Annotated in this window: 26 protein-coding genes, 1 tRNA gene and 1 pseudogene; 26 read left to right on the forward strand and 2 right to left on the reverse strand. The window is 45.2% G+C overall.

Features of this window, described 5'->3' with window-relative positions; genetic code table 11:
* The coding region (locus tag QZV24_RS01330; protein ID WP_294519006.1) for an FAD-dependent oxidoreductase at positions 1–1,483 on the reverse strand (1,483 nt) is incomplete at its 3' end.
* A 577-nt stretch (positions 1,484–2,060) separates the two neighbouring features.
* Here QZV24_RS01330 and QZV24_RS01335 point away from each other — a divergent pair.
* Positions 2,061–3,761 carry a carbon starvation protein A gene (locus QZV24_RS01335; RefSeq protein ID WP_294519009.1) on the forward strand — a complete coding sequence of 567 codons (1,701 nt, stop codon included), beginning with the start codon at positions 2,061–2,063 and terminating at the stop codon, positions 3,759–3,761.
* 236 nt (positions 3,762–3,997) lie between these two features.
* Here the strand turns inward: QZV24_RS01335 and QZV24_RS01340 are convergent, their stop codons facing one another.
* Positions 3,998–4,540, reverse strand: coding sequence for an ECF transporter S component (locus QZV24_RS01340; RefSeq protein ID WP_294519012.1), 543 nt, complete (start codon positions 4,538–4,540; stop codon positions 3,998–4,000).
* A gap of 190 nt (positions 4,541–4,730) precedes the next feature.
* Between QZV24_RS01340 and QZV24_RS01345 the strand changes: the two genes are divergently transcribed.
* From QZV24_RS01345 to QZV24_RS01455, 25 genes and pseudogenes are all read left to right on the forward strand, one after another.
* The gene (locus tag QZV24_RS01345; RefSeq protein ID WP_294519015.1) at positions 4,731–5,417 is read left to right on the forward strand and encodes an aspartate/glutamate racemase family protein; all 687 of its coding nucleotides are present in this window, start codon (positions 4,731–4,733) and stop codon (positions 5,415–5,417) included.
* Between the two features lie 80 nt (positions 5,418–5,497).
* Positions 5,498–6,331 (forward strand): M15 family metallopeptidase, encoded by an 834-nt coding sequence (locus QZV24_RS01350; protein ID WP_294519017.1) that lies wholly within the window; start codon positions 5,498–5,500, stop codon positions 6,329–6,331.
* A 147-nt stretch (positions 6,332–6,478) separates the two neighbouring features.
* The gene (locus tag QZV24_RS01355; RefSeq protein WP_294519021.1) at positions 6,479–7,012 is read left to right on the forward strand and encodes a hypothetical protein; all 534 of its coding nucleotides are present in this window, start codon (positions 6,479–6,481) and stop codon (positions 7,010–7,012) included.
* 130 nt (positions 7,013–7,142) lie between these two features.
* On the forward strand, positions 7,143–7,925 hold the full coding sequence (locus QZV24_RS01360; RefSeq protein WP_294519024.1) for an ADP-ribosylglycohydrolase family protein: 783 nt from the start codon (positions 7,143–7,145) through the stop codon (positions 7,923–7,925).
* A gap of 155 nt (positions 7,926–8,080) precedes the next feature.
* Complete coding sequence (locus QZV24_RS01365; protein WP_294519026.1) at positions 8,081–8,578, forward strand: nitroreductase family protein; 498 nt, start codon at positions 8,081–8,083, stop codon at positions 8,576–8,578.
* A gap of 110 nt (positions 8,579–8,688) precedes the next feature.
* Positions 8,689–8,765, forward strand: a tRNA-Pro gene (locus QZV24_RS01370).
* A gap of 129 nt (positions 8,766–8,894) precedes the next feature.
* Positions 8,895–9,200, forward strand: coding sequence for a TIGR04076 family protein (locus QZV24_RS01375; protein ID WP_294519029.1), 306 nt, complete (start codon positions 8,895–8,897; stop codon positions 9,198–9,200).
* A 94-nt stretch (positions 9,201–9,294) separates the two neighbouring features.
* Positions 9,295–10,749: a PTS transporter subunit EIIC gene (locus QZV24_RS01380; RefSeq protein ID WP_294519162.1), complete on the forward strand. Its 1,455-nt coding sequence runs from the start codon at positions 9,295–9,297 to the stop codon at positions 10,747–10,749.
* A gap of 33 nt (positions 10,750–10,782) precedes the next feature.
* On the forward strand, positions 10,783–12,243 hold the full coding sequence (gene pepD / locus QZV24_RS01385) for a beta-Ala-His dipeptidase (protein ID WP_294519032.1): 1,461 nt from the start codon (positions 10,783–10,785) through the stop codon (positions 12,241–12,243).
* 212 nt (positions 12,244–12,455) lie between these two features.
* Positions 12,456–13,316 carry an aminotransferase class IV gene (locus QZV24_RS01390; RefSeq protein ID WP_294519035.1) on the forward strand — a complete coding sequence of 287 codons (861 nt, stop codon included), beginning with the start codon at positions 12,456–12,458 and terminating at the stop codon, positions 13,314–13,316.
* Between the two features lie 145 nt (positions 13,317–13,461).
* Positions 13,462–14,220 carry a LamB/YcsF family protein gene (locus tag QZV24_RS01395; RefSeq protein WP_294519038.1) on the forward strand — a complete coding sequence of 253 codons (759 nt, stop codon included), beginning with the start codon at positions 13,462–13,464 and terminating at the stop codon, positions 14,218–14,220.
* 230 nt (positions 14,221–14,450) lie between these two features.
* Positions 14,451–15,131, forward strand: coding sequence for a 5-oxoprolinase subunit PxpB (gene pxpB / locus QZV24_RS01400; protein ID WP_294519041.1), 681 nt, complete (start codon positions 14,451–14,453; stop codon positions 15,129–15,131).
* On the forward strand, positions 15,128–16,171 hold the full coding sequence (locus QZV24_RS01405; protein WP_294519044.1) for a biotin-dependent carboxyltransferase family protein: 1,044 nt from the start codon (positions 15,128–15,130) through the stop codon (positions 16,169–16,171). The genes pxpB and QZV24_RS01405 overlap by 4 nt, the downstream gene beginning before the upstream one ends.
* A 17-nt stretch (positions 16,172–16,188) precedes the next feature.
* Positions 16,189–17,001 (forward strand): putative hydro-lyase, encoded by an 813-nt coding sequence (locus tag QZV24_RS01410; RefSeq protein ID WP_290657657.1) that lies wholly within the window; start codon positions 16,189–16,191, stop codon positions 16,999–17,001.
* Positions 17,002–17,041: 40 nt separating this feature from the next.
* Complete coding sequence (locus QZV24_RS01415) at positions 17,042–17,917, forward strand: DUF4392 domain-containing protein (protein ID WP_294519049.1); 876 nt, start codon at positions 17,042–17,044, stop codon at positions 17,915–17,917.
* A 186-nt stretch (positions 17,918–18,103) separates the two neighbouring features.
* Positions 18,104–18,394 carry an Asp-tRNA(Asn)/Glu-tRNA(Gln) amidotransferase subunit GatC gene (gene gatC / locus QZV24_RS01420; RefSeq protein WP_027397042.1) on the forward strand — a complete coding sequence of 97 codons (291 nt, stop codon included), beginning with the start codon at positions 18,104–18,106 and terminating at the stop codon, positions 18,392–18,394.
* Between the two features lie 16 nt (positions 18,395–18,410).
* Positions 18,411–19,880 (forward strand): Asp-tRNA(Asn)/Glu-tRNA(Gln) amidotransferase subunit GatA, encoded by a 1,470-nt coding sequence (gene gatA / locus QZV24_RS01425; RefSeq protein WP_294519051.1) that lies wholly within the window; start codon positions 18,411–18,413, stop codon positions 19,878–19,880.
* 2 nt (positions 19,881–19,882) lie between these two features.
* Positions 19,883–21,325 (forward strand): Asp-tRNA(Asn)/Glu-tRNA(Gln) amidotransferase subunit GatB, encoded by a 1,443-nt coding sequence (gene gatB, locus QZV24_RS01430; RefSeq protein ID WP_294519053.1) that lies wholly within the window; start codon positions 19,883–19,885, stop codon positions 21,323–21,325.
* Between the two features lie 140 nt (positions 21,326–21,465).
* Complete coding sequence (locus tag QZV24_RS01435) at positions 21,466–21,999, forward strand: TlpA disulfide reductase family protein (protein WP_294519055.1); 534 nt, start codon at positions 21,466–21,468, stop codon at positions 21,997–21,999.
* A gap of 5 nt (positions 22,000–22,004) precedes the next feature.
* Positions 22,005–22,136, forward strand: a complete 132-nt coding sequence (locus tag QZV24_RS10555; RefSeq protein WP_363137725.1) for a CD1871A family CXXC motif-containing protein — start codon at positions 22,005–22,007, stop codon at positions 22,134–22,136.
* A 163-nt stretch (positions 22,137–22,299) separates the two neighbouring features.
* Entirely contained in the window at positions 22,300–22,995 is a 696-nt protein-coding gene (locus QZV24_RS10560) for a 4Fe-4S binding protein (protein ID WP_363137727.1), read from the forward strand.
* The gene (locus QZV24_RS01440) at positions 22,989–23,147 is read left to right on the forward strand and encodes a hypothetical protein (RefSeq protein WP_294519058.1); all 159 of its coding nucleotides are present in this window, start codon (positions 22,989–22,991) and stop codon (positions 23,145–23,147) included. Before QZV24_RS10560 ends, QZV24_RS01440 begins: the two co-directional genes overlap by 7 nt.
* A gap of 181 nt (positions 23,148–23,328) precedes the next feature.
* The gene (locus QZV24_RS01445; RefSeq protein ID WP_294519061.1) at positions 23,329–23,994 is read left to right on the forward strand and encodes an amino acid ABC transporter permease; all 666 of its coding nucleotides are present in this window, start codon (positions 23,329–23,331) and stop codon (positions 23,992–23,994) included.
* Between the two features lie 6 nt (positions 23,995–24,000).
* A pseudogene (locus QZV24_RS01450) lies at positions 24,001–24,714 on the forward strand (amino acid ABC transporter ATP-binding protein); the annotation flags it as partial.
* Between the two features lie 428 nt (positions 24,715–25,142).
* Entirely contained in the window at positions 25,143–26,024 is an 882-nt protein-coding gene (locus tag QZV24_RS01455; protein WP_294519064.1) for an ABC transporter substrate-binding protein, read from the forward strand.
* Positions 26,025–26,031 lie beyond the last annotated feature (7 nt).

Below are 26,031 nucleotides of genomic sequence, written 5' to 3' on the forward strand. Positions count from 1 at the left end.
TACTTACATAACTTCTGATGTTTTCCGGGATTTCCTCCCAGCGAATGTTGTTGGGGGAAATTCCTTTTTTTATGCCCCAGGCGGCGGCAATACCAGCAGCTTCGCCAATGCTCATACAGGTGAGCTGAATGCGCATGGAGGCCTGCAGGATAAAGCTGGCGCTGATGCAACGGCCGGCCACAATAAGATTTGGTACCTCATTGGTAATGAGTGAGCGATAAGGTATTTCGTAATAGGCCCCCTTAGGCAGCTTTTCACTGACCTTTTCTCCGTGGGCATCAATAAACCAGGCAGTTCTGGCTACTGCATCCTTAAACCGGGCCTGATTGTGGTAATCGTCCTCGGTCATATAATATTTGCCCTTTATACGCCATGATTCCCTGGCTCCAAGCATAGAGGCTTCCTTGGCCAGATAAGCATTTTCGAAACCTGGCATATGTTTTATGAAATATTGGCTGATACGATGAATCATTTTGCGGCCAGCCCGCACACCCCGACTGTAGGAGAGGGGGTCAGAGGCGCTGAATTCCAGTGGCAGTTCTGGACAGTTCATAGATACATAGCCCGGTTTGCCTACAATGGCAAAGGCTTGCATATATTCGGCATCTTCCTCGGTAAGCTCACCGGATTTTATGCCATCAACCATAAATTTTTCTAATACAAATTGCTTGGTCCGATGCCTTGCTTCGGCAAATTCATAATGTGGAGGACGGGTAGGGCAGAAGTCGTCACCTAGCTCCAGGGTAACATACTGGTACACCCGCTCCAAATCGATACCGCCCATTTCAAAGCGAAAGCTCATGGGTTGATTTTTGCCGGTTTTTTCAAAACCACATTCACTGGGAACATTGGCACAGCGGGCTAAAATAGCGTCGCCGGAACAGTCGATAAAGGTTTTGGCTTTTACTGCCATCAGACCGGCAATGGTTTGGACAATGCAGATAGAAATGGAGCTGCCATCCATAATTACATCCACCAGGTTGGTGTTGTAGAGGATTTCTACTTGAGCCTCCTGACATAGCTCATCATAAATCAGGCTCATAACCTCCGGATTGGTCCATATCCCCACCTCGCTTTTATCGTTGTGGTCATCGTAGTCAATACCATACGCTCCAAGGCGTTTCTTAACTTCCCGAACATAATTGGTGTCACTGTCCGGAGCCCAAGTGGTCATACATGGGATAACATTGCCCATGGTCTGTAGACCACCCAAGGTGATACCTTTTTCGATGATGACAGCCGAAGTACCATTTTGACTGGCTGTATAGGCTGCTGCTACCCCGGCCGGACCGCCGCCCACTATACATACATCAGCTTCATAGAGCAGGGGGATGCTTCGTCCGGCGTAAGCGATACTGCCCTTAGCCTGAGCTGTCGAAAAAGCATTATTACCGGTGTTGTTCGTAATGGGGGCTAGCATCAGTCCAGCGGCTGCTGCACTGGATATTTTCATAAATTCCCGACGGGACATCTTAAGTTTCATAATACTACCACTCCCGCTAAAAAAATTGTTGAGTACATCATATCAAATTTAGCAGTGGATAACAAATGTGTAGCAGTGTACACTGTGAGCGGACATAAACGGTTTTTGTCCTTTATTTAGGCAAAATTAGGGAATATTTGTCTATGATTTTTATGCGTTAATAGAAAAATATTACATTTTTTAAAAAAATTCTTGACCTGTAAGTGTAAAGGTGTTACTATATGTCACAACGAAACAACACAAATGCAAAGACTCAGGACGCGAGTGCAGATGTAGAGCTTTTCAGCGAGCTTCAGTATGGTGTGAGTGGGGCAAAGCGGATTCTGTATTTTATCACCTGTCAGCAGAGGACTGAACGCAGTGCGTATTGTGACTGTAGTAAGTTGCTCCGGTGTCTTCACCGTTATCAAAAAGGACAGATGTTGGTCTGTTATAAAGTGACTGCGTATTATATGCAGTAAGAGAAGTGGTACCGCGGAGTTAATCCTTCGTCTTCAAGAAATTGGGGATGAAGGATTTTTTGTTTGGTGTTGTTGGGCCTATTATTTCTAAATCACAAGGAAAGAAGGAATTGATTATGAATGGTTTAATGGTCGTTGGTTTTGCGATTGCATTCTTTGCTACTGCCTACTTGGTATATGGTAGGTGGCTGGTAAAGACTTGGGGGGTTGATCCTCTGGCCAAGACACCGGCTCATCAGCTGGAGGATGGTAAGGATTATACTCCTGCTTCTAAATTTACGGTTTTTGCCGATCAGTTTTCCTCCATTGCCGGCGCAGGTCCTATCACCGGTCCGATAATAGCTGCCATGTTTGGCTGGCTGCCAGCTCTTCTGTGGCTGCTGATTGGCGGGGTGTTTTTCGGGGCAGTGCAGGATTTTACCGCATTGTATGCTTCGGTTAAAAATCAGGGGAAATCCATGGGGATGCTGATTGAGGAGTATGTTGGCAAAACCGGCCGTCGTCTGTTCCTGCTGTTCTGCTGGCTGTTTACGCTGTTGGTAATCGCCGCTTTTGCAGATATTGTGGCCAACACCTTCAACGGATTTGCCAAGGATGGCAGTTTGGCTGTACCAAATGCTTCAGCTGCTTCTATATCTATGCTGTACATCTTTGTGGCCATCGCCTTTGGTTTCTTTATTCGTAAATTCCAACCAAAAGAAGGAGTTAAGCTGGCCGTTGGCTTTGTATTGTTCCTTGCTATGATGGCAACCGGTATTGCATTCCCAATGTATTTCGATGCTACTGTTTGGCGTTATGTGGTATTTGGTTATTGCTTCGTTGCTTCCGTGCTCCCTATGTGGCTTCTTATGCAGCCACGGGATTATTTGTCATCCTTCCTGCTCTTGGGGATGCTGGCCGGAGCTATTATCGGTGTTCTGGTAGCCAATCCTACCATCAATATGCCGGCCTTTGTTGGTTTTGAAGTGAAGGGCCTCAGTCTGTTCCCAATTCTGTTTATCACCGTGGCCTGTGGGGCTGTTTCCGGTTTCCATAGTTTGGTTTCTTCCGGCACTTCTTCCAAGACTATCGACAATGAAAAAGATATGCTCAGTGTTGGTTATGGTGCTATGTTGGTTGAATCCCTTTTGGGGGTTGTGGCTTTGGTAATTGTTTGTTCCGCCGCTACTGATGGGGTATTGCCAAGTGGTACACCTTTCCAGACCTTTGCCGGTGCAGTAGGTGGGTTCTTTATGATGTTTGGCCTGCCTAAGCATGTGGCTGTATGTTTTATGACTATGTGTGTATCTGCTCTGGCCATGACTACTATCGATTCAGTAGCTCGCATCGGCCGTATGTCCCTGCAGGAATTATTTGCACCTGAGGAAGGGTCTGAGATGGGACTTGTGGCCAAGTTCTTCAGTAATACTTATGTTTCTACCACAGTTACCCTGATTTTGGCGTATATGCTTTGCCTGGCCGGTTATATGAATATCTGGCCTCTCTTCGGTGCAGCTAATCAGCTGCTGTCTGCACTGGTACTTATTGCTTTGGCAGTATTCCTTCGTACCACCGGACGGAAGGGTTGGATGCTTTATGTGCCAATGACCTTTATGTTCCTCGTAACTATGAGCGCATTGGTTCTCAGTGTTATGGGAATTTACAACAAGCTGGGGACTGACAGCTTCGTATTTATGGTAGATGGACTGCAGCTGATTATCGCATTGGCACTTATGACATTAGCGGTTCTGGTAGTTGAGCATTGCGGTCTAGAACTGTTTAGCAACAAGCATAAAGAGCTGGAAGAAGAGGAGAATGAGCCGGTGGCTAGTGTATAACGAGCTTTAAGATGTCCCCCACCTCTTTAGGTGGGGGGAAACAAACTTTAACAGCTGGCGAGCACATCTCCCAGCTCGTTGAAACGCTAATTGGAAGATTTTCCTTCTTAAAGAAGAAAAATTTGAACAATGGCGTTATAATGTGTATTATTAGTTGGTAATATTAAAATTGACCCCCAATGTCAGGTTGTGCCTGATGCTGGGAGTCAATTTTTTTATGGAGAATTATTCAGTGACTATTTTAAATTTATGGCTTTTTTCAGAGATGGCAGAGCCAACAGGGCGGCAACGATATTGACCAGGCTCTTTACCAGCAGACCGTAGCCGGAGGCCAGACCGGCAGCCAGGCTATCGTAAATCAGGGCTCCAAAGGCAACATAACCTGCCGTCATCCATAAGGACGCAATCACGAAGGCGATTGCAGTCTTGATGTAACTAAATTGAGCTTCATCTGGCTTGGCAATTACATATACAATGTAGGCCATAATGAATTTAATAAATAGAGTAGGCATTATCCAAAGATAAAAACCACCTATAAAATCTGCCAGAGCGGAGCCAATGCAGGCCGCTAATAAGGCCGGGCGCTTGGGTGCCAACAGTGCGATGAGGAAAATAGCTGCATCGCCTATGTGGGCATAGCCAAGGGGAATAGGAATTTTCGGAATAAAGGTCATTAGGAATACAATGGTACTCATAATGGCACAGAGACATAATTCCCTGGCAGTAAATTTTAATCCGGCAATGGGTTTGTTTGGGTTTTCTTTTAGTAAACTTGACATGACTATCACTTCTTTCTTGCTTTGTAAAATGTCATAATCCCCATTGGGAAGAGTATAACATATTAAAAAGATAGGTAAAAGGTTTTTTTTGTTTTTTCGGCATATTTATTGTAGTTTTTGCTGTACATGGTGTATTTATGGTGTTATTCTGTAGTAGTGGTTAAAATCTTATAAACGAGGGGGATAAGAAATGAAGCGTATAGGCATTATTGGCGGTATGGGGCCTATGGCATCGGTGGATCTGATGAAAAAGATAATTTTGGCAACTGATGCAGCAACTGATCAGGAGCATATTCCCATGCTTTTGGACAATAATACACAGGTCCCGGATAGAACCAAGGCTATTATGGGACAGGGACCATCGCCTGTACCGGAAATGCTGGCCAGCGCCAAACGACTCGAGGCTGGTGGCGCTGATTTTATTATTATGGCCTGCAATACGGCTCATTATTTTTTGCCGGAAATATTGCCAAAGTTGAATATTCCCGTGGTTTCCATTATTACAACTACAGTTGACGCTGTAAAAAAGCGGGGCTTTAAGAAAATCGGCCTGCTCTGTACCAGTGGCACGGCCCGTACTGGTCTGTATCAAAAGGCTTTGGAAGAAAATGGAATGGAATGTATTTCCCCTGTTGGCGAGGAACAGAAGCTGGTGGATGCCATGATTTACGATGGGGTTAAGGCAAATAACCTGAACTATGATATCAAACCGGTGGAGAATTTGTTGGCCAAGATGCAGTCTCAGGGGGCTGAAGCCTTTATTTTAGGGTGTACAGAAGTGCCGTTGGCGGTGGAAATGTATCATTTGAAGGGTGTATTTATTGACGCTACGGATGAGCTGGCTTTGGCGGCTGTTAAACTGGCCAAAGCAGATTAAAATTATTATCTGAATTTAACGACAAAAATCCGTAGCTGTTATTACTAATAATATTTTTTGTGTAAAAATGGGGAATTAAAATGAGGATAAAAAACAGACTTACAAAACTGCTGGTTGGGATGCTTTTGGTTTCAGGAATATCGATGCTGCCACAGGTTTCTGCTGAAATCTGTTATGGGGCGGAAGTGACGGCCGTAACCGAGTTGCGCAGCACTTCACCATCGGATTCAACCGGCTTTGTGGTTTTAGCTGATGTGGTGCCGGATATTGTTCAGGAAATCCGTTATTATTCGACCTATAATTTTGTAGGGGACAGAATAGACGGTTATACTCAGCCGGTGGCTCTTATGACCCGTGAAGCGGCTTTGGCACTGAAGGAAGTTTCGGATGATGTAAAGGCCCAGGGATATCGCCTGAAGGTGTTTGATTCTTATCGTCCACAAATGGCTGTAGATAATTTTGTCAGATGGGCGAAAAAATTGGATGATAAACGGATGCGGCCGTATTTTTACCCTGATGTAGATAAGACCAGACTGTTTGCTGATGGCTATATTGATGCCAAATCCGGTCATAGCCGTGGTTCGACCATTGATTTGACCCTGCTTGATATGAAGACTGGCAAGGAAGTAGATATGGGTGGTACCTTTGACCACTTTGGCATAGAAAGTCATCCGGATTTTTGTGGCAATCCGGATACCTGTCAATATACCGGTAAATTTGAAGGCAAGGAACCGGCGAAGGGAAAATTGACGCCCCGGCAGTTTAAAAACCGGATGATTTTGCGGCAGGCCATGCTGCGCCATGGTTTTAAACCACTGACAGAGGAATGGTGGCATTTCACCTTGGTAAATGAACCATATCCGGATACTTATTTTACTTTTACTGTTGATGATATGCGAAATGCTCAGAAATAACTTAATAGTAATAGTTTAAAGGAAAATGACTAAAGCTCCACGAATATTATCCGCTGAGATATGTTTGTGGGGCTTTTTGATTGGGGGCTTATATATGCCGTTGGAAATTGTTCGAAATGATATTACAAAAATGCAGGTGGATGTCCTTTGCTATCAGCCGGACAAGGCGGATATCCGGTAGCAAAGGCTTGGCGAATTGCTTTTCAGGCGTGTTACGATTTTTGGGAGGAAGATGGGGATATAGATATTTTATTTGCTGAAAAAAAGATTGATGTGTTTAATATCGGTGTAAAATTATTTGATGAGTATTTTCACACACCGGGAGCTGCTAAAAAAGATGATTGGAAAACCGAGGCCATGCCAGATAGAACGGAAACTTTTATTCTCCAGCGCACAATAACTCAGGAACAGATGGATATATTACGCCTTGGGAATATACCGAAAACAATGGATGACAAGTGGTTCTGGTATATGGAAGGCAGTACACTTTTTGCCCATCGTAGTTGGACTGGATTTTGTATATATGAAATAACTTTTGGCACTGATGGACATCATTTTGTCAAAGTAAACAGATATCCTAAGCAATATAAATGTACCAATATAGGAGAAGATACGGAAACATTGAATATGTTGCTGGATTGGTGGACACAGCCAAAATATGATTACTATAACGAGCTTTAAGATGTCCCCCACCTCTTTAGGTGGGGGAAAACAAACTACAACAGCTGGCGAGCATATCTCCCAGCTCGTTGAAACGCTAATTGATCAGGTTGGATTTCTGACAATGAGGACGATGGGGAGGCGTGATTATATGTATGGTGCGATTATAGGTGATATGGTTGGGGCTCCTTTTGAGTTTGATAGAGGGAATAAAACAAAAGATTTTGTGTTATTTAGTGATAAATCCCATTTTACGGATGATACTGTGATGTTGATTGCCGTGGCAGAAGCGTTGATGGATACCAGATATATGAATGATGAAGTCATAAAAATGACCTTGGTGGATTCTATGCGGAAATGGGGAGCTAAATATCCTAATGCCGGTTATGGTGGTATGTTCAGACAGTGGTTAATAAAAGAAAATCCTCAGCCGTATGGCAGTTTTGGTAATGGCTCCGCAATGCGGGTATCGGCAGCAGGGTGGCTAGCTGCCAGCTTGGAGGAGGCTCTGCATCTGGCCAAGCTGACGGCAGAGGTAACTCACAATCATCCGGAAGGAATAAAAGGGGCCCAGGCAGTGGCTGGAGCAATTTATTTAGCTCGGACCGGTGAGTATAAGGAAACTATAAAGGTATTTTTGACTGAGAAAATAGGCTATGATTTATCCCGCACATGTGATGAGATAAGGCCAAACTACCACCATGATGAAACTTGTCAAAAATCCGTGCCGGAGGCCATGACAGCTTTTTTGGAAGGACAGGATTTTGAAGATGTCATCAGGACTACAATATCCTTGGGTGGCGATACTGATACCCTGGCCTGTATATCCGGCAGTGTGGCCGAAGTCTATTATGCTATTCCTGATGAATTGTTAGGTGAGTGTAGAAAAAGGTTGCCAGAGGAAATGCTGGAAATAATTGGAAGATATAAATGATTGTGTCAAAGAATTATGCAATGATATAGAAAGGACCAGAGATAGTGCGTCTCTGGTCCTATTTTCGTTGGTTCTTTAGGCAGTATTGCAGGATTTACAAAAATATTAGCGAATAGAGAAAGAAGAGAGGTGTTAAATGGCAGGAGGTATATTGAATGAAAGAAGTTTTTAAAAGGGTAAGTATTCGCAAATACGAAGACAGGGAAGTGGAACCGGAAAAGATTGAGAAAATTCTTCGGGCCGCTATGACCGCTCCGTCAGCCGGCAACCAGCAGCCGTGGGAATTTATCGTAGTAAAAGACAAAGAGGTAATTCGCCAATTGTCGGAATGCAGCCAATATGCCGGATGTGCCGCCAATGCCCCGGTGGTTATTGTTACCTGTCGAAAAACAGATGGCTTGATTTTTCCGGAATTGGGTGATATTGATTTGGCCATTACTACAGGTTACATTCTGTTGGAAATAACCTCGTTGGGCCTTGGGGGAGTTTGGCTGGGGATAGCCCCTGTACCTGAGCGGGTGGAAAAGGCAGACGAGATTCTGGGAATTGGGGATAAGCTGCATGCCTTTGCACTGGTTCCGTTGGGATACCCGGCGGAAGATAAGCAACAGCAGGATAGATTTGATGAGAGTCGGATACATTATGTAGAATAAAATGCCTGTGGATAGGCTTTTATAATAATAAGTATCAGTAAAGTATTGGAAATTATATCAAAGTGTGGTACAATCTCTTTCGGAGATATTTATGGTATCTTGTGTGCAAACGGGATGTAGCACAGTTTGGTAGCGCGCATCGTTCGGGACGATGAGGTCGCAGGTTCGAATCCTGTCATCCCGACCATTTGAGGATTAAGCCGGCTTTTTGGTGAGTCGGCTTTTTATTTTGCCAAATAAAAAAGGAAAAAGGGAAGCCCCCGCGAATATTATCCATCGAGGTGTTATTTGCGGGAAGGTTTGAATGGAGGACTTTATGAAAAAGGTTAGGATTACGGTGATGCGCAAAGCCTGTTATAAGGATTTGATGGAAAAATACGAAAATCCTATCGAGCATGCCTGTGATATAGACGAAGGAGCGGTTTTCGTGGCTGATGGTTGGCAACGGCCGGAAGGGATGTGTGAAAGTGCCTGGGAAACGATGTCTCCCTTTGTAATGGCTCTGGCCCACGGGGCAGAGAATTTTTATGACGGCTGGATGAAAAATCCTCGTTCGGCAATGATTTCCTGCAATGATGGCTTTCGGCCAGTGAGCTTCCTGTTGGAGACTGTGGAAGAATAGCCTGTGTAAATGAACCGTATATATAAATATGGTTTCAAATATGAAAGGAGATATACAAGTAATGAAATTTCTTCAAAAAATAGGCAAGTCACTTATGTTGCCTGTCGCGTGTCTACCATTGTGTGGTATTCTAATGGGGCTGGGATATTTGTTATGCCCGGCTTCTATGCAGGGTGGTGAAATAACCGGCATGGTGCCTACCATTGGAATGTTTTTGGTAAAAGCCGGTGGAGCACTAATTGATCATATTGCATTGCTGTTTGCTGTGGGAGTTGGCGTGGGGATGGCTGACGACCAAAATGGAACAGCTGGACTTACGGCATTGGTTTCCTGGTTGATTATTACCAGTCTGCTTCAGGCGGATTTTGTGAAGCTGCTTTTGCCGACTATTGCAGATCAGCCAGCAGCATTATTGGCTTTTCAGAAGATTGAAAATCCGTTTATTGGTATTTTGGCGGGTATTATTGGTGCCCATAGCTATAACCGGTTTAAAAATACCGATTTGCCGGAATGGTTGGCTTTCTTTAGCAGAAAGAGAAGCACCGTAATCGTTTCCGGCTTGGAATCCATTCTGGTTGCGGCAGTTCTTTTCTTCGTATGGCCGATACTGTTTGGGGCATTGGTAGGCCTGGGACAGGGTATTGCCGGAATGGGAGCTGTAGGTGCTGGTATATACGCTTTCCTCAATCGCCTGCTCATTCCTTTGGGGCTTCACCACGCCCTTAACAATGTATTCTGGTTTGATACCATTGGCTTGGGGGACCTCACCCATTTCTGGGCCGGGGAAACCGATGCGGATGTTCCTTGGTCACTGGGTATATATATGTCCGGTTTCTTCCCATGTATGATGTTTGGTATTCCGGGTGCGGCTCTGGCTATTGTTCAGTGTGCCAATAAAAAGCGGAGAAAGTATGTTATGGGCATTTTGGGTTCAGCCGCATTGTGTTCCTTTGTGTGCGGTATTACTGAGCCGTTTGAATTTGCCTTTATGTTCTGCGCACCGTTGCTTTATGTGGTTTATGCCTTGCTGTATGGTTTGTTTAGCTATGTAACTGCTTTGGTAGGCTTCCGGGCTGGGTTTTCCTTCTCAGCGGGTGCTACGGACCTTCTGTTTTCTTCCTCCCTGCCGGCGGCGCAGGATACTTGGCTGATTATACCATTGGGCTTGGCGGCATTTGTGATTTTCTATGTTGTATTCCGGGTGCTGATCAGCAAATTCAACCTTCCTACGCCAGGCAATGAGCCGGATGGCACTGATGCTGAGACTGTTGAAGATATATCGGATGCATCCGTTGAGTCTGCTGATGTGGTGGAAGGGGTAAATATTGCTTCCGTGTTTGCCGGGCTTGGTGGAAAGGAAAATGTCCTTACTTTGGATAATTGTGCCACAAGGTTGCGTTTGGAGCTGAAGGATGACAGCCTGGTGGATGAGAATAAGCTGAAAGAGGCCGGGGCCAAAGGCGTTATGCGAATGGGCCAAAACAGCATACAGGTGGTTATTGGTATGAAGGTGCAGAAGGTAGCCGATGTTATGCGGGGACAGCTGTAAGCAAGAGATAGGAAAAGGTGGGAATTAACAATAATGTTAGAATGGACCGATGATAAAATAATTGATGGTGTGCTGGCGGAATTTGAACAGCTGGCCAAAATTCCAAGGCAGTCCGGTCACGAGAAAGCAGTCAGTGATTATCTGGTTAACGCTTTTAAAAATTTCGGTTGTCAGGTGCAGCAGGATGCAGTTTATAATGTTATAGCTGATTTGCCGGCCAGTCCGGGGTACGAACAGAAACCGGTGATTATTTTGCAGGGGCATATGGATATGGTGTGCGTGGCAGCACCGGGAGTAGGGTATGACCCGTTAACGGATCCGATTAAGCTGATACGGGATGAAAAGTTTCTGTCAGCGGATGGCACCAGTTTGGGGGCCGATGATGGCATTGGTGTGGCTGAAGCCCTGTTTATAATGAAAAATATTAAGGATAAGGACCACGGACCATTGCGGGCCATTATAACTGTGGATGAGGAACAGGGAATGTCCGGAGCCATCAATCTGGACCCAAAGTTTCTCACTGATGCCGCTTACCTGATCAACTGCGATTCGGAAAATTATGATGAGCTTACAGTGGGCAGTGCCGGCAGCGTAAATATTGATTTTAATAAAACAGTTAAATTTGTAAAGCCACATGGAAGGAATGCCTATAAGATTTCCATCAATGGCCTGAAGGGGGGCCACTCCGGTATGGAAATAAACAAGGGGCGGGCCAACGCTATTCGTCTTATGTCTATGCTGCTGCATTCACTAAATAAGGCCGGGATTGAATATGAACTGGCCAGTATTGCCGGTGGCAAGGCCCGCAATTCCATACCGGCCGAGGCTCATGTGGTAATAACAACCAATGGTAATGGAGCTGATATTTTACGGATTATAGACATTGCCGACAAGCAATGTGTCGATGTCTATGACAATACTGACAAGGATATTTCCTTTGATTTTGTACGAGCTGATTTGCCGGCGCAGGTTATGACTGAAGAGGACAGGGACAGCATAATTAACCTGCTGGTTTCTCTGCGTAGCGGTGTATATGCCATGTCCCAGGTCTTACCGAAGCTGGTGGAAACTTCTGCCAATTTGGGAATGATTTCCCAGACAGAGGATTTAATCAATATAAAGTATATGCCGCGTTCCTCCGTTGACAGCAAGCTGGACGATTTTGCGGCACAGGCCGATATCTTGGCTGGTCTTACTGGCTTTACGGCGGATATTGACAAAAAAACACCGGGCTGGAAGGAACGACAGGATAGCAAGCTGGCAAAAATTATGCAGGAGGTTTTCCAGGCACAGAATGGTAAGCCGATGAAGGTGGAATCCATTCACGCCGGGCTGGAATGTGGTTGGCATTTGTTGAAAAATCATAATCTGGATGTGGTGTCCATTGGCGTGAGTACCTATGATATTCACAGCCCGAAGGAACGGCTGGAGCTTTGGACCATCGTGCCTCAGGTAAAACTAATTGTTGAAACACTAAAACGACTATACAATTAAATTTTTAACTAACTAACTTAAAAGACTATTGTATTACCTAGAAAATACAATAGTCTTTTTTACTAAAACATAATTTACATAGAAATGTATTTTAATGTATTTATGTATACATGTAAAGATTTTTAAAAAAGTATAGTATTATAAAAAAACAGATGGTATAATACCAAATATAAATTATTGTTCCCTAATATTTTTATTTATGGAGGGATTACATGTTTAAAGAATTAGCTTATTACGATGGGAAACTTGGTACGCCGGAAGAGGTCATGGTTCCTTTTAACGATCGTTCCCATTTCTTTGGCGATGGTGTTTATGAGGCTACCCCGGCAGGCAATCATGTTCCGTATCTTTTGGAGGACCATCTGGACAGATTTTATAGCAGTGCCAATGCCATGGATATCAAAATTCCAATGGAGAAGGATGAACTGAACAAGCTGCTTCGGGATTTAACCAAACAGGTGGAAGGCCACACGCACTTTGTGTATTGGCAGGTTACCCGCGGTATTGCTGCTAGAGATCATGTTTATGCCAAGGATATGGTAGGTAAGCTTTGGGTGTATATCCGTCCTTCCAAGATTGGTGATATGGAAAACCCTATCAAGGTACACACACATGCGGATTTACGCTTTGAATATGGTAATGCTAAGACCCTGAATTTGTTGCCGGCGGTTTTATATTCTCAGGAGGGGCATGATAAGGGCGTTTCTGAAACCATTTTGCATCGCAATGGTATTGTTACAGAGTGTGCTCACAGCAATGTATCCATTCTCAAGGATGGTAATTTGATTTCCCATCCAAATGATCAGTACATTCTGCGGGGGATTGCCAAGACACATATGATTCAGGCCTGCTATCGGCTTGGTATTCCGGTGTATGAGCGGGAGTATACATTAGATGAATTGATGGATGCGGATGAAATTTTGATAACATCCTCATCAAACTTTATCCTGTTTACAGATAATGTTGATGGTAAGCAAGTTGGTAATAAGGATCCCAAAACCAGAAACCGTATCAAGGATGAGCTGATAAGAGAGTATTTCGCTTATACCGGCTGCACCAAGCTTAACGGTTGATATTTGAATATTTGAGCAATGAGGCTCAAAAAGCACGGTTTTAAGAGCCAATCTCGGTACTTTGTCGGTGATTGGCTCTAATTTTATATTTGGAACAATATTTTATACTTGGAACAATAATTTTGTTAACATTTTGGAGGCTAAAATGAGTACAGTGGATTTGAATTGTGATTTGGGGGAAAGCTTTGGTGCTTATACCATTGGGATGGATGAGGCGGTTATTCCCTTTGTTACATCGGTAAATGTGGCTTGTGGCTGGCACGCCGGTGACCCGCTTATCATGGATCGGACGGTGGCTCTGGCCAAAAAGCATGGAGTAGCGGTGGGTGCTCATCCCGGCTTTCCTGATTTAATGGGATTTGGTCGTCGGCCAATGACCGTAACTCCTCAAGAGGCCGGGGCATATGTTAAATATCAGGTGGGAGCGTTGCAGGCTTTTGCCCAGGGACATGGCTTGGCATTACAGCATGTAAAGCCCCATGGAGCCCTGTATAATATGGCCGCCAAGGATGAGGGGCTGGCTATCGGCATTTGCGAAGCCATAGCCTCGGTGGATAAAAACTTGATTCTCATGGGATTGGCGGGGTCGGTAATGCTGGAGGCAGCGAAAAAGGCAGGTCTGAAAACCGCCAGTGAGGTGTTTGCTGACCGGGCCTATAATGATGATGGTTCTTTGGTCAACCGGAAGCTGCCGGGAGCTGTTATTCATGACCCGGAGATAGCTGTACAACGGGCGGTGAAAATGGCCAAAGAAGGCAAGGTTATCAGCATCAACGGCAAGGAGATAAGCATAACAGCTGACAGTATTTGCGTGCATGGCGACAATGCCCAGGCAGTGGAGCTGGTAAAGAGCATCCGTCAGGCGCTGGAGGCAAATGGCTTGACTGTAAAAAATTTTGGATAACCCCCTCCGTCACTGCGTGACACCTCCACCAAGGGAGGCAAGTAAGAGTGGAAGCGTGACACCTCCCCCAAGGGAGGCAAGTAGGAGTGGAAGCGTGACATCTCCCCCAAGTGAAGTAAGTCAGAGTGGCAATGGCACCTCTTGTTGTAGCAATGTTTTTAGCAAAACTTGTTCCCCCTGGGGGGAATACAAAGGGGGGGACCACGATTCCCAATAAAGGAGCATTCCTTATGAATAATGTGAAAATTCTTACCTGTGGGGACAAGGCTATTTCCGTGGAATTCGGTCAGGAGATCAGTCTGGATATAAATCATCAGGTTACGGCGCTGAAAATGCTGTTGGATAAAGCCTCTATTTCCGGCATAGAGGAAATGGTGCCCACTTATTGTTCATTGATGATTATATATGACCCTTTGGTACTTAATTATCTAACCTTAAAAGATAAACTGGTGTGCATGCTGAAAGATTTAAATTCAGTGGAATTGCCGGAAAAACAGGTGATAGAAATCCCAGTGGCTTATGGGGGGGAATACGGTCCTGATTTGGCAGAAGTAGCAGCGGCCCATAATATGACGGAGGAAGAAGTCATAAAAATTCATTCAGCACCGGAATATCCTATTTATATGCTGGGATTTGTAGCTGGGTTTCCATATTTGGGGGGGATGGACAAGTCTATTGCTACCCCACGAAAACAATCCCCACGCCTAAAGATTGAAAGCGGTAGTGTGGGTATTGCCGGAGAACAGACCGGTATCTATTCGGTGGAGTCGCCGGGAGGGTGGCAGATTATTGGCCGTACTCCGTTAAGACTCTACGATGCTGACCGGGAGAAGCCGGTATTGCTGTCAGCTGGTCAATATATCAAATTTAAGCCGATAACCGAGGATGAATTTAAGGCGATGGTGGAATGAATGTAAAGATTATAAATGGTGGATTGATGACAACAGTTCAGGATATGGGGCGCACGGGCTATCAGGCCAGTGGTATGCAGGTATCCGGCGTAATGGACCAATATTCAGCGGCTATTGCCAATGCCTTGGTGGATAATGATAAATATGCGGCGGTGCTGGAAACTACCTTTTTGGGCCCGGAACTGGAAGCCGAGTCGGATTGTCTGGTGGCGGTAGCAGGCGGAAGTCCCGACATACTGATCGATGGACAGGCCGCTGACTGTTATCGGTCTTTGGTACTTCGTAAAGGGCAAAAACTGAAATTCACTGGTATGAACCACGGTATGCGAAGCTACATTGCTATAGCAGGGGGCTGGGAGGTTCCGCCGGTTTTAGGCAGTCGCTCCACCAATTTAAAGCTAAAGATAGGTGGACTGGATGGCCGTAAGCTGGCAGCGGGGGATGTTCTGCCCGTGGGTGAGCCATCCGGGATTGCCAGGGAGATTATTGCTGGAACAAAACCGGCCCGGATTACTACCATGACGCAGCAACCAGGTGATGTGACTGATATAAGGGTGGTCTTGGGACCACAGGATAATTATTTTGACGATGAGATAATAAAGAAAGTATTTGGCAAAAGTATTTATACTATCGCCAACGAGTCGGACCGGATGGGGTATCGGCTGGAGGGAGAACCAATAAAACGGCGTGATGCAAAGGATATGATAACCGACGGTATTGTATTTGGTTCAATCCAAATTCCACCTAATGGCCAGCCTATAGTGATGATGGCTGATCATCAGACCACCGGCGGATATCCAAAGATTGCCACTGTTATCAGTGCAGATTTGCCAATATTGGCCCAGTGTACGCCGGGGATGAAAATCCGCTTTTGTATAACCAGTGTGGCAGAAGCCCAGACGATATACATCGAATATGTGAAAAAGCTGGCTGCCCGGCTAGAGGAAATACACCATTCCGCTGTAAAACAATCTGCTATTAAGAATTTCAACTTAAAAATAAATGGGCAGCTGTTTCAGGTGTCTGTGGAAGAAATCTAAATGAGGAGGGGCCTTCTATGTCAGAATACGCCGATATGCGGCCGGAGGATATTTGGATAAAGATAAGAAACGGGGAGATAACCGGGCAGACCTCGGGAATGGCCAATGGCTATGCCCAAGCTAATTTGGTAATACTGCCGGAAAAATACGCCAAGGATTTTGAGGCGTTTGCTAAGAAAAATCCGAAGCCTTGTCCACTGTTAGAGGTGATCCATGGTAGTAAATTCGTCAAAGATATGGGTGAGGGAGCCAACATACTCACGGATATTCCTAAGTACCGGATTTTTGAAAATGGAGTTCTCACTAAAGAAGTGACCGATGCTACGCCTTATTGGCAGGATGATTTTGTTGTGTTCCTGATTGGTTGCAGCTTTTCCTTTGAGGAAGCGTTGATGAAAGCCGGCATCGATGTGCGTCATATTTCCATGGGGCGAAATGTGCCAATGTTTAAGACCAATGTGATGTGTGAGCCGGCGGGAATTTTTGAGGGAGAACTGGTGGTCAGCATGCGTCCGATGACTCCTCAGAATGCCATGATTGCTGATGAAATAACCGGACGCTTTCCGAATGTACACGGGGCCCCGGTAAATATTGGCCACCCGGAAAAGCTGGGCATAAAGGATGTATTGAAGCCTGATTATGGAGATCCGGTGGAATTTAAGCCCGGGGAAATTCCGGTGTTCTGGGGCTGTGGCGTAACCCCGCAGGCGGTTATTGAACACGCCAAGCTGCCGTTGGTTATCACCCACGCTCCGGGCTGTATGTTTATCACCAATAAGCTGAACAGCGAAATAAATGATTTTTTGGAGAGCAAAAAGCAGAGTAAGTAAGGGTTTTAAGGCGAGCAAGGAATAGTAAGGAAGTGTAAGTATGGCTTTTTTCGACAAACTGGACAGTATAATGCGGGAGGACCCAGGCAAACGGGGATTGATACCGTCTTTGCCGGCCAATCCGGTGGCAGAGCTGAATGAGGCGCTAGATGGGACCAAACGGGTGATTTTGCTGACAGGCTTTCCAATTCGGTTGGCAGATGACAAGTATATTGGTGAGACCGACGGTCCGCTGGGGACGGCCAATATTGCGGCATCCTTGGAAAAAATGGGGGTAGATATATTGCCGCTTACGGATGATGAGGGCTTTAAGCCATTTACCGCTGCCTTGAAGACGGTTGGCTGTAAAACAACCCCAGTACTGATTCCAGCCATTAACACCGATGAATTTATCCGGCAGCAGCTGGATGAGTTCAACCCAACCCATGTGATTACCCTGGAGCGGCCGGGAAAGGCCCGGGATGGTCATTATCACAATATGCGGGGGAATATAATCGATGATATGCTGGCTGATACCACCATTATTATTGAGGAAGCAAAAAAGAGAGGAATTACTACGATTTCTGTCGGGGATGGTGGCAATGAAATCGGTATGGGGGCCTTGCGGGAGGCTATTGAGGCTCATGTGCCCCATGGCGAAGTGATATGTGCCAGTGAGTGTGCCCAGGTTTCGTTGGTCAGTGGTGTGTCCAACTGGTGGGGCTGGGGCATAAGTGCTCTTTTGTCCCTAAAACATGGTAAAAATCTCCTGCCGGATAAAGAATTGGAGATGGATATGATTAAAGCGGTAGTGGCGGCTGGCAGTGTGGATGGCTGTACCAAGGAGAATGTTATTACCGTGGATAATTTGTCCATGGAGGTGCATCTGGATATTTTGAACAAGGTGCGGGCCGCTCTGGCAGAGGAACTGGGCTGAAATCGCAGCTGAATTTGATAATTGTTTATGTTAGCTCCTGACTTCGGTCGGGAGCTTTTTATTGTACGATGTTTCTGTTGCGGGTGATTTTTGTTCAGTGGTTTAAATTAACGGCATATTATGATATAATTACCCCTGTGTGTTTATATGAAATCTATATCAATATATGATTTGGATGGTGATAAAATGAAGGTTACCAAGAAAGATATGGAAAATGTCGCAGTATTGTCCCGTCTGGATATTCCTGCTGACAAGGAAGCTCAGTATACCCAGCAGCTCAACGATGTTCTGGAGTATTTTGACAATTTGAGTGCCGTTAATACCGACGATATTAAGCCACTGGCCCATGTATTGCCTATCAGCAATGTGTTCCGTGAGGATGTGGTGAAGGAATCCCTTGATCGTGATTTGGCACTGTCCAATGCGCCACTGAAGGAAGATGGCTATTTCAAGGTTCCAAAGGTATTGGAAGACTAAACGAGGAGGCAGTACTGTGAAATTATTTGAACAGCCAGCACATGTCCTGCATGACATGCTTGTTAATAAAGAAATAACCTCTCTTGCACTTACTGAAGCCGTTTTGGCCCGTATTGACGAGGTGGAGGGTGATGTAAAGGCTTATCTGACTATTACCCGGGATGAGGCTATTGCCCAGGCCAAGGCCGTGGATGAGAAGATTGCCAAGGGGGAGACTATTTCCTTTTTGGAGGGTATCCCTGGTGCCATCAAGGATAATATCTGCACTAAGGGAGTAAAGACTACCTGTGCCTCCAAGATTTTGCAGAATTTTGTTGCACCGTATGATGCAACGGTTATGACTAAACTTAAAGAACAGCATCCGGTTATTATCGGTAAGGCTAATATGGATGAGTTTGCCATGGGCGGTTCCACCGAGAATTCCGCCTTCCAGAAGACCGGTAACCCATGGAATACGGAGTGTGTTCCTGGGGGGTCCTCCGGTGGTAGTGCCGCAGCTGTGGCCGCTGGTACAGCTATCTGGGCATTGGGCTCTGATACCGGTGGTTCTATCCGTCAGCCGGCTTCCTTCTGCGGGGTGGTTGGTATGAAGCCGACCTATGGCCGAGTATCCCGTTACGGTCTGGTGGCCTATGCTTCCTCTTTGGACCAGATTGGACCAATAACCAAGGATGTGACCGACTGTGCCAATATTTTGAATGTTATCTGCGGTCGGGATGAAATGGATTCCACCAGTGTAAATGAAGAAGTTCCGGATTTCACCAAGGCTCTGGTAGAGGATATAAAGGGCCTGAAGGTGGGTATTCCAAAGGAATACTTCGTAAAGGGTATGGACCCTGATGTAGAAAAGACCGTTCGTGAGGCTATTGATAAGCTGAAGGAGCTTGGTGCTGAAATCGTGGAGATTTCCCTGCCAAATACCGATTATGCGATTTCTACATATTATCTTATTTCCCCGGCTGAGGCTGCTACCAATCTGGCCCGCTATGACGGTGTAAGCTATGGTGAGCGGGCTGAGGATGCTGCTGACTTGGTGGAGATGATGACCAAGACCCGTACCCAGTATTTGGGTGAAGAGGTTAAGCGGCGTATTATGATTGGTAACTATGCCCTTAGTGCTGGTTACTATGATGCATATTATCTGAAGGCCCTGAAGGTTCGTCGCCTGATTAAGGAAGACTTTGATAAGGCTTTTGAGCAGGTGGATGTAATTGTATGTCCTACCGCACCAACTCCTGCCTATAAAATCGGTGAAAAGATTTCCAATCCATTGGAAATGTATTTGCAGGATGCCTGCACGGTTCCTCTTAATTTGGCAGGTCTTCCGGGAATTTCTGTACCATGCGGTTACAGCTCTGACAATATGCCTATTGGCTTACAGATTATTGGTAAGGCCTTGGATGAGGAGACAATTCTCCGGGTGGCCTATACTTATGAGCAGAGCCAGTCATTCCACAATGACCGGGCTAAGTTGGGAGGTAACTAAGCATGAGCTACGAAGCAGTTATTGGACTTGAAATCCATAGTGAATTAAAAACAAATACCAAGATTTTTTGTGGCTGTGCTACTACCTTTGGCGCTGAACACAACACCCATGTATGCCCGGTATGTCTTGGCCTTCCGGGAGTATTGCCGACTCTTAACAAACGGGTGCTGGAATTCGCCATTAAGGCGGGACTGGCTCTGAATTGTGAGATAAATAAATTTTCCAAGTTTGACCGTAAGAATTACTATTATCCAGATCTTCCAAAGAATTGGCAGACTTCCCAGTATGATTTGCCAATTTGCGAGAATGGTTATGTAGATATCGTAAAGAGCAATGGTGAAACCAAGCGCATCCGCATCACCCGTATCCATATGGAGGAGGATGCCGGCAAGCTGGTTCATTCCGGCAACACCATTAAAGATTCCGATACATCAAATGTGGATTACAATCGTACCGGTGTGCCACTTATTGAGATTGTATCGGAACCGGATATGTCTTCCCCGGAGGAAGCCCGTCTTTATATGGAGAAGGTCAAGTCTATCTTGCAGTACATTGATGTTTCCAACTGTAAAATGGAGGAAGGAAATCTTCGGGCTGACTTGAATGTGTCGCTCCGTCCGGCTGGCAGTGATGTGCTGGGTACCCGCACTGAGATGAAGAACATCAACTCATTCAAGGCAGTAGAAGAAGCTCTGACCTACGAAATTGAGCGACAGGAAGAGGTCCTTGAGGACGGCGGTCACATTATTCAGGAGACCCGTACCTGGGACCCGGACCGTGGGATCACTCTTTCCATGCGCAGCAAGGAAAACGCCCATGACTACCGCTATATGCCGGAGCCCGATTTGGTACCAATTATTACTACTGACGAGGAAATCGAGGCATTTAGAAAGTCTCTGCCGGAGTTGCCGGATGCCCGCAAGGCTCGTCTGGAGGAACAGTTTGGCCTATCGGCCTACGATGCCGGTATTATTACCAGCTCCCGGGAAATGGCTGAGTATTTTGATGCAGTTATTGAGACAGGTGCTGATGCCAAGCTGGCAGCCAACTGGATAATGGGTGATTTGTCCAAGAATCTTAATGCAGAGAATTTGGAAATCGCTGATTCTCCGGTGGATGCAAAGCGTTTAGGGGAAATGATTGGTCTTATCAGCAAGGGAACTATTTCCTCCAAGATTGCCAAGAAGGTATTTGAGGAAATGTGGCAGTGCCCTGACAGCCCGGAGAAAATCGTCAAGGACAAGGGACTGGTGCAGATAACTGATACCAAGGCCATTGAAGAAATCGTAGACAAGGTTATTGCCGAAAACCAGAAGGCAGTAGATGACTACAAGTCCGGCAACAAGAAGGCTATTGGGGCCCTTGTTGGTCAAGTAATGAAGCAGTCCAAGGGCAAAGCAAACCCACAGACGGTAAATCAGATTTTGGCTCAAAAGCTGGGTTAATTAAAGATAAGTATCTATCAAAGCGGAGGTGTGTTGAGCATCTCCGCTTTAGTCTTTTTAAAAATGCTTTACTATAGGACACTGATTTTTGCTATAATTACCATAAATATTAAAATACATTTTTAAGGGAAGGGTTTATTATGAAGAATTTTATTAAGTTAACCAGCATGGCTGTGATAGTGATGACACTTCTGTTATTGTCGGCCGGATGCTTAGCAGAAAATGCTTCATCCACGACAAAGCAGAAAAAGTTTCCTGCCTTTAAAGCTGTTGATTTAGCCGGCAATGTTGTTACACAGGACATCTTCAAGAACAAAAAGGTTTCGGTAGTTAATATTTGGGGAACCTTCTGTCCGCCGTGTATTGGGGAGATGCCGGAGCTGGGGAAATGGGCCCGGCAAATGCCGGCAGATGCGCAGATTATCGGAATTGTCTGCGATGTTAGTGATAAAAATGACAAGAAAACGATAAATGCAGCGAAAAAAATTACTGCCGATGCAAATGTTAAATATGTTAATATCATACCGGACGAGGGCATCATGAACTATCTGGACAGTGTAGATGCGGTTCCGACCACTATTTTTGTGGATTCTGATGGCAATATTATTGGTGAGGCTGTAATAGGGGCAGATGTGCCAAGATATAAGGAGCTTTTGGCGAGGTATCTGAAGTGACAATAGTGGGAAAAATTCGGCTGCTGCTTTTGTTTGTGGCTGTGAGCTGTATGTTCTGCGGCGTATGGCGAGGCGAAGCCGCCCTGGTTTTTCAAACGGCCATTAGAATTTGTATGGAATGTATAGGATTGGGGTGAGGATATGCACTTCACCTTTGGTTTTCGTCGCAGATTCGTGCAGATGTTGACGGTATGTATAACCAACTGGGAACTAACTAATTTGTGGACAGGAAAAATCTACAAAGGTCCATGGAAAAATCTGTGTGCCCCGGGCCTCAATTGTTATTCCTGCCCATCGGCAATGCTTTCCTGTCCGATAGGTGCTCTGCAAACGGTGGGGGGGACAGCAGGCTTTGGCTTTAGTTTTTATGTCAGTGGATTTCTTCTGTTGCTGGGGGTGTTAGTGGGCCGTCTGGTGTGCGGTTTTCTCTGTCCCTTCGGTTTTTTTCAGGAACTACTGCATAAGCTTCCCGTACCCCAAAAGAAATTGTTTTCTCCGTTGATATATGTCAAATATGTTGTGCTGGTGATGTTTGTTTTGTTGGTGCCCTTATGGGGCGTCATTCTCCAAGGCGATGGACAGCCGGTTTTTTGCCAATATATTTGTCCAGCGGGGACATTGGAAGGCGCTATTCCTTTATTGCTCACTCACCCGGAATTTCGACAGGCAGCCGGTGTGCTTTTTGCCTGGAAATTTTTAATTCTGTTGGGGATAATGGTCGGCTGTATATTTATTTATCGCTTCTTTTGCAAGATGCTATGTCCCCTTGGCGCTATTTATGGCATATTGAACCATGTTAGCCTTTACAGGTTACGGTTGGCAGAACAGCGATGTATAGACTGTGGTACATGTCAGGATGTTTGCCCTATGAATATACATCCAGCCCGACAGACATCGTCTGCTGAATGTATAATGTGCGGTAAATGTATAGAAGCCTGTCCTCATCAAGCGTTATATTTGGGAAGGGAAACAAAAGAGAGGTGTTGTAGATGTTAAAGAAAATTTTACTGTTGTTGGCAACTTTTATTTTGTTGCTGACAATGCCGGTGCTGGCTGCTGATGATGACCAATCGGATAATGATGGTTCCCAGAGTGCTTATAGCCAAAGTGATGAATGTCAAGGCGGTGCTTGTACCTGGAAAAGATAATGCAATATTGATTGGGTTTGAACCAGTTTAATAACAGTCCTCAAATGCTTTTTATTTGGCTTTGGGGACTTTTCCTTTTTAAATCAAATTTTTGTTAATTATAAAGGATTTACCATTTATTTGTCGAAGAATAGAAAGGATAAAACCGCAAAAAGCAAATAGAATGGAGGCATTAGGAAATATGGAGATAATCTATCAAATATTTATTGCCAACGGTGCCTTCACGACTATTTGTAAAGGACTTTGGGTAACGGTGGAAATATCGTTGGTCGCCCTGATATTGGGGACTTTGCTGGGAGCTGTTATCTGTTTTTTTAGAATGGGGAATAACAGGCTTATGCGATTTTTGACGGCAGGCTACATCGCTTTGATACGGGGCTGTCCCGTACTGATGTTGCTGATGCTGCTCTTTTATGGTGTATTGGCCCAAAGTGGGCTTTCGCCTATAGCAGTGGCTATTCTTGCCTTCGCGCTCCATACGGCAGCCCATGTAGCTGAACTGCTGCGTTCATCTATTATGGCTACTGATTTTGGACAGGTGGAGGCGGCCAGAACATTGGGGTTTTCCCGTATTCAGGCATTTCGGCTGGTGACATTGCCTCAGATGATGCATATTGCCAGACCGGTTTATCAGTCCACTATTGTGAATTTGATTCAATGGACCAGTGTGGTAGGTTATGTGACCATCACAGACCTTACCAGGGTTATTTATAATACCGCCTCCAGAACTATGCAGCCAATGATAACCATCATTGGTGGGATGATTATCTACATTGCTATATCCTATTGCGTATATGGAATATTCGCTTGGATGGAATGGCGAGATACCAGGGAGGTGGCGGAGTAAATGGGCATTCTTGATGTAAAGGGCCTGTCCAAAGCCTTTGGTGATTTACCGGTATTAAACAATGTAGATCTCAGCGTTCAGGAGGGGGAACGGATTGCCATAATCGGTGCTTCGGGGTGCGGTAAAAGCGTTTTCCTGCGTTGCCTGAATCTTTTGGAAGTACCGGATGAAGGTCATATCACCATTGACGGCGAGGAAATTACGGCCAAAGGGGCGAATATTGATCTTATTCGCCGAAAAATGGGTATGGTTTTCCAGAAATTTCATCTCTTTTCTCACTACAATGTGCTGGATAATTTGTGTTTAGCACCAACCCAGCTTTTGGGGATGGACCGTGTGACAGCGGAAAAAAAGGCCATGTCACTGCTTTCCCAGGTTGGTCTTGCAGCCAAGGCCAAGGTGTTTCCTACGGTTTTATCCGGTGGGCAGCAACAGCGTATTGCCATTTGTCGTGCTCTGATGATGGAGCCGAAGGTATTGCTGCTGGATGAACCCACCAGTGCATTGGACCCTACTATGGTAGGTGAGGTATTGGCGGTTATCCGGATGCTGGCCAAGCAGAAATTAACCATGATTATAGTTACCCATGAGATGAAATTCGCCCAGGAAGTAGCTGATCGTATATTATTTTTTGCGGATCAGGGAATTTACGAACAGGGTTCCCCGGAGGAGATATTCAATTCTCCCCAAAGGGAAAAAACTATATCGTTCATACGCAAGCATACATTTTTCAGTTATGAAATTTCCAAGCGGTCAGAGTTTGACCTGATGAAGCTTCAGGGTGGCATTTGGAGCTTTGCGGAAAAATATGGCATAAATGATAAGCATACTTATTTGCTCCAGCTTTCCAGCGAGGAGCTGATATATGAATTTTTCCATGGCAGCTTTGCCGACGGTGAGGAGGTGGACCTTAAACTGGATGTGACTTATGCTCAAGCCGATGATCGCATCATTATGGAAGTCGTTAGCGGTGGTGCAGAGTATAATCCAATTCTGGCTGAAAGTCAGGATGATGATGGGATGGAGCATATTGGTATCACCCTGTTGAAAAAACGGGTATCCAGTATTTCGTACGCCTATGAGGGCGGAAAGAACCGGGTGCGTGTTGAAGTTGCAGGAAATTGATTTAGATTGAGGAGGAACGAAGAATGAATTGGAAAAAAGCGGTTACAATTATATTGGGTTGTGCCCTTGCCGGGACTGTCCTGATAGGATGCGGTGGTCAGCAGGCCGCCCAAAAGGACAATAATCAGGATGGGAAAAATGCTGTTAAGATTGGTTTGTTGACCAGACAAAATCTTAGCGAGGATAAGCTGAACAGCTTATTAAAAGAAAAAGATTCATCCGGTCAAGCAATGGTAGTCACTTATTATGATAATCTATCCGCTATGCAGATGGGATTGGATGCCGGTAACATCCAGACTATGAGAATTTATAAAAGTGTGGCAAGTTACTTGACAGAGCGAAACAAGAATATGATAGTAAAGGAAGTTGCCGATCATCCGATGGATGAATTTTGTTTTGGTGTAAGAAAAGAAGATGAAACATTAAAGGCAGATTTGGATCGGGTTATTGCTGAAATGAAAGCCGATGGCACTTTAGATAAACTATCAAAGGAATATGTTACCGGGTTAAAGAAGGGTGAAGAGCCACCAGCAGTAACCTTGCCATTCCAGCCAGGGGATGTTCCTTTGAGAATTGCTGTAACCGGTGATTTACCACCACTTGATTTAGTGAAGGCTGATGGAAATGCGGCAGGCTTCAATACAGCTATTTTGGCGGAAATCGGCAAGCGACTGAAGTGCAGCATTGAGGTTGTACAGGTAGCAAGTGGCGGCAGAGCGGCTGCCTTGACCTCCAAGAAGGCAGATGTGGTGTTCTGGACCGTTGTTCCGGTTGAAAAGAAAACCAACAATGAGGCTGTTGGCCTGAAGGGGTTGTTTATGCCACGTGATGCTGATGTTCCGGAAGGAATGAGTCTGACTAATCCATATTTTACGGATGAATTGGTGGATGTAGTAAAGAAATAATTTTTAC

Source organism: uncultured Anaerovibrio sp. (assembly GCA_902786545.1).
In the GTDB taxonomy this organism is placed as follows: Bacteria; Bacillota; Negativicutes; order Selenomonadales; family Selenomonadaceae; genus Anaerovibrio.

Excerpts from the sequence above, each read along its gene's own strand:
- QZV24_RS01435 (WP_294519055.1), top strand. The coding sequence starts at position 21,466 with ATGAAGAATTTTATTAAGTTAACCAGCATGGCTGTGATAGTGATGACA.
- QZV24_RS01455 (WP_294519064.1), top strand. The coding sequence starts at position 25,143 with ATGAATTGGAAAAAAGCGGTTACAATTATATTGGGTTGTGCCCTTGCC.
- gatC (WP_027397042.1), top strand. The coding sequence starts at position 18,104 with ATGAAGGTTACCAAGAAAGATATGGAAAATGTCGCAGTATTGTCCCGT.
- QZV24_RS01405 (WP_294519044.1), top strand. The coding sequence starts at position 15,128 with ATGAATGTAAAGATTATAAATGGTGGATTGATGACAACAGTTCAGGAT.
- QZV24_RS01410 (WP_290657657.1), top strand. The coding sequence starts at position 16,189 with ATGTCAGAATACGCCGATATGCGGCCGGAGGATATTTGGATAAAGATA.
- pxpB (WP_294519041.1), top strand. The coding sequence starts at position 14,451 with ATGAATAATGTGAAAATTCTTACCTGTGGGGACAAGGCTATTTCCGTG.
- QZV24_RS01335 (WP_294519009.1), top strand. The coding sequence starts at position 2,061 with ATGAATGGTTTAATGGTCGTTGGTTTTGCGATTGCATTCTTTGCTACT.
- QZV24_RS01340 (WP_294519012.1), bottom strand. The coding sequence starts at position 4,540 with ATGTCAAGTTTACTAAAAGAAAACCCAAACAAACCCATTGCCGGATTA.
- QZV24_RS01440 (WP_294519058.1), top strand. The coding sequence starts at position 22,989 with ATGTTAAAGAAAATTTTACTGTTGTTGGCAACTTTTATTTTGTTGCTG.
- QZV24_RS01350 (WP_294519017.1), top strand. The coding sequence starts at position 5,498 with ATGAGGATAAAAAACAGACTTACAAAACTGCTGGTTGGGATGCTTTTG.
- QZV24_RS01360 (WP_294519024.1), top strand. The coding sequence starts at position 7,143 with ATGTATGGTGCGATTATAGGTGATATGGTTGGGGCTCCTTTTGAGTTT.
- QZV24_RS01375 (WP_294519029.1), top strand. The coding sequence starts at position 8,895 with ATGAAAAAGGTTAGGATTACGGTGATGCGCAAAGCCTGTTATAAGGAT.
- QZV24_RS10560 (WP_363137727.1), top strand. The coding sequence starts at position 22,300 with ATGCTTTCCTGTCCGATAGGTGCTCTGCAAACGGTGGGGGGGACAGCA.
- QZV24_RS01395 (WP_294519038.1), top strand. The coding sequence starts at position 13,462 with ATGAGTACAGTGGATTTGAATTGTGATTTGGGGGAAAGCTTTGGTGCT.
- QZV24_RS01345 (WP_294519015.1), top strand. The coding sequence starts at position 4,731 with ATGAAGCGTATAGGCATTATTGGCGGTATGGGGCCTATGGCATCGGTG.
- QZV24_RS01365 (WP_294519026.1), top strand. The coding sequence starts at position 8,081 with ATGAAAGAAGTTTTTAAAAGGGTAAGTATTCGCAAATACGAAGACAGG.
- pepD (WP_294519032.1), top strand. The coding sequence starts at position 10,783 with ATGTTAGAATGGACCGATGATAAAATAATTGATGGTGTGCTGGCGGAA.
- QZV24_RS01380 (WP_294519162.1), top strand. The coding sequence starts at position 9,295 with ATGTTGCCTGTCGCGTGTCTACCATTGTGTGGTATTCTAATGGGGCTG.
- gatB (WP_294519053.1), top strand. The coding sequence starts at position 19,883 with ATGAGCTACGAAGCAGTTATTGGACTTGAAATCCATAGTGAATTAAAA.
- QZV24_RS01445 (WP_294519061.1), top strand. The coding sequence starts at position 23,329 with ATGGAGATAATCTATCAAATATTTATTGCCAACGGTGCCTTCACGACT.
- QZV24_RS01390 (WP_294519035.1), top strand. The coding sequence starts at position 12,456 with ATGTTTAAAGAATTAGCTTATTACGATGGGAAACTTGGTACGCCGGAA.
- QZV24_RS01415 (WP_294519049.1), top strand. The coding sequence starts at position 17,042 with ATGGCTTTTTTCGACAAACTGGACAGTATAATGCGGGAGGACCCAGGC.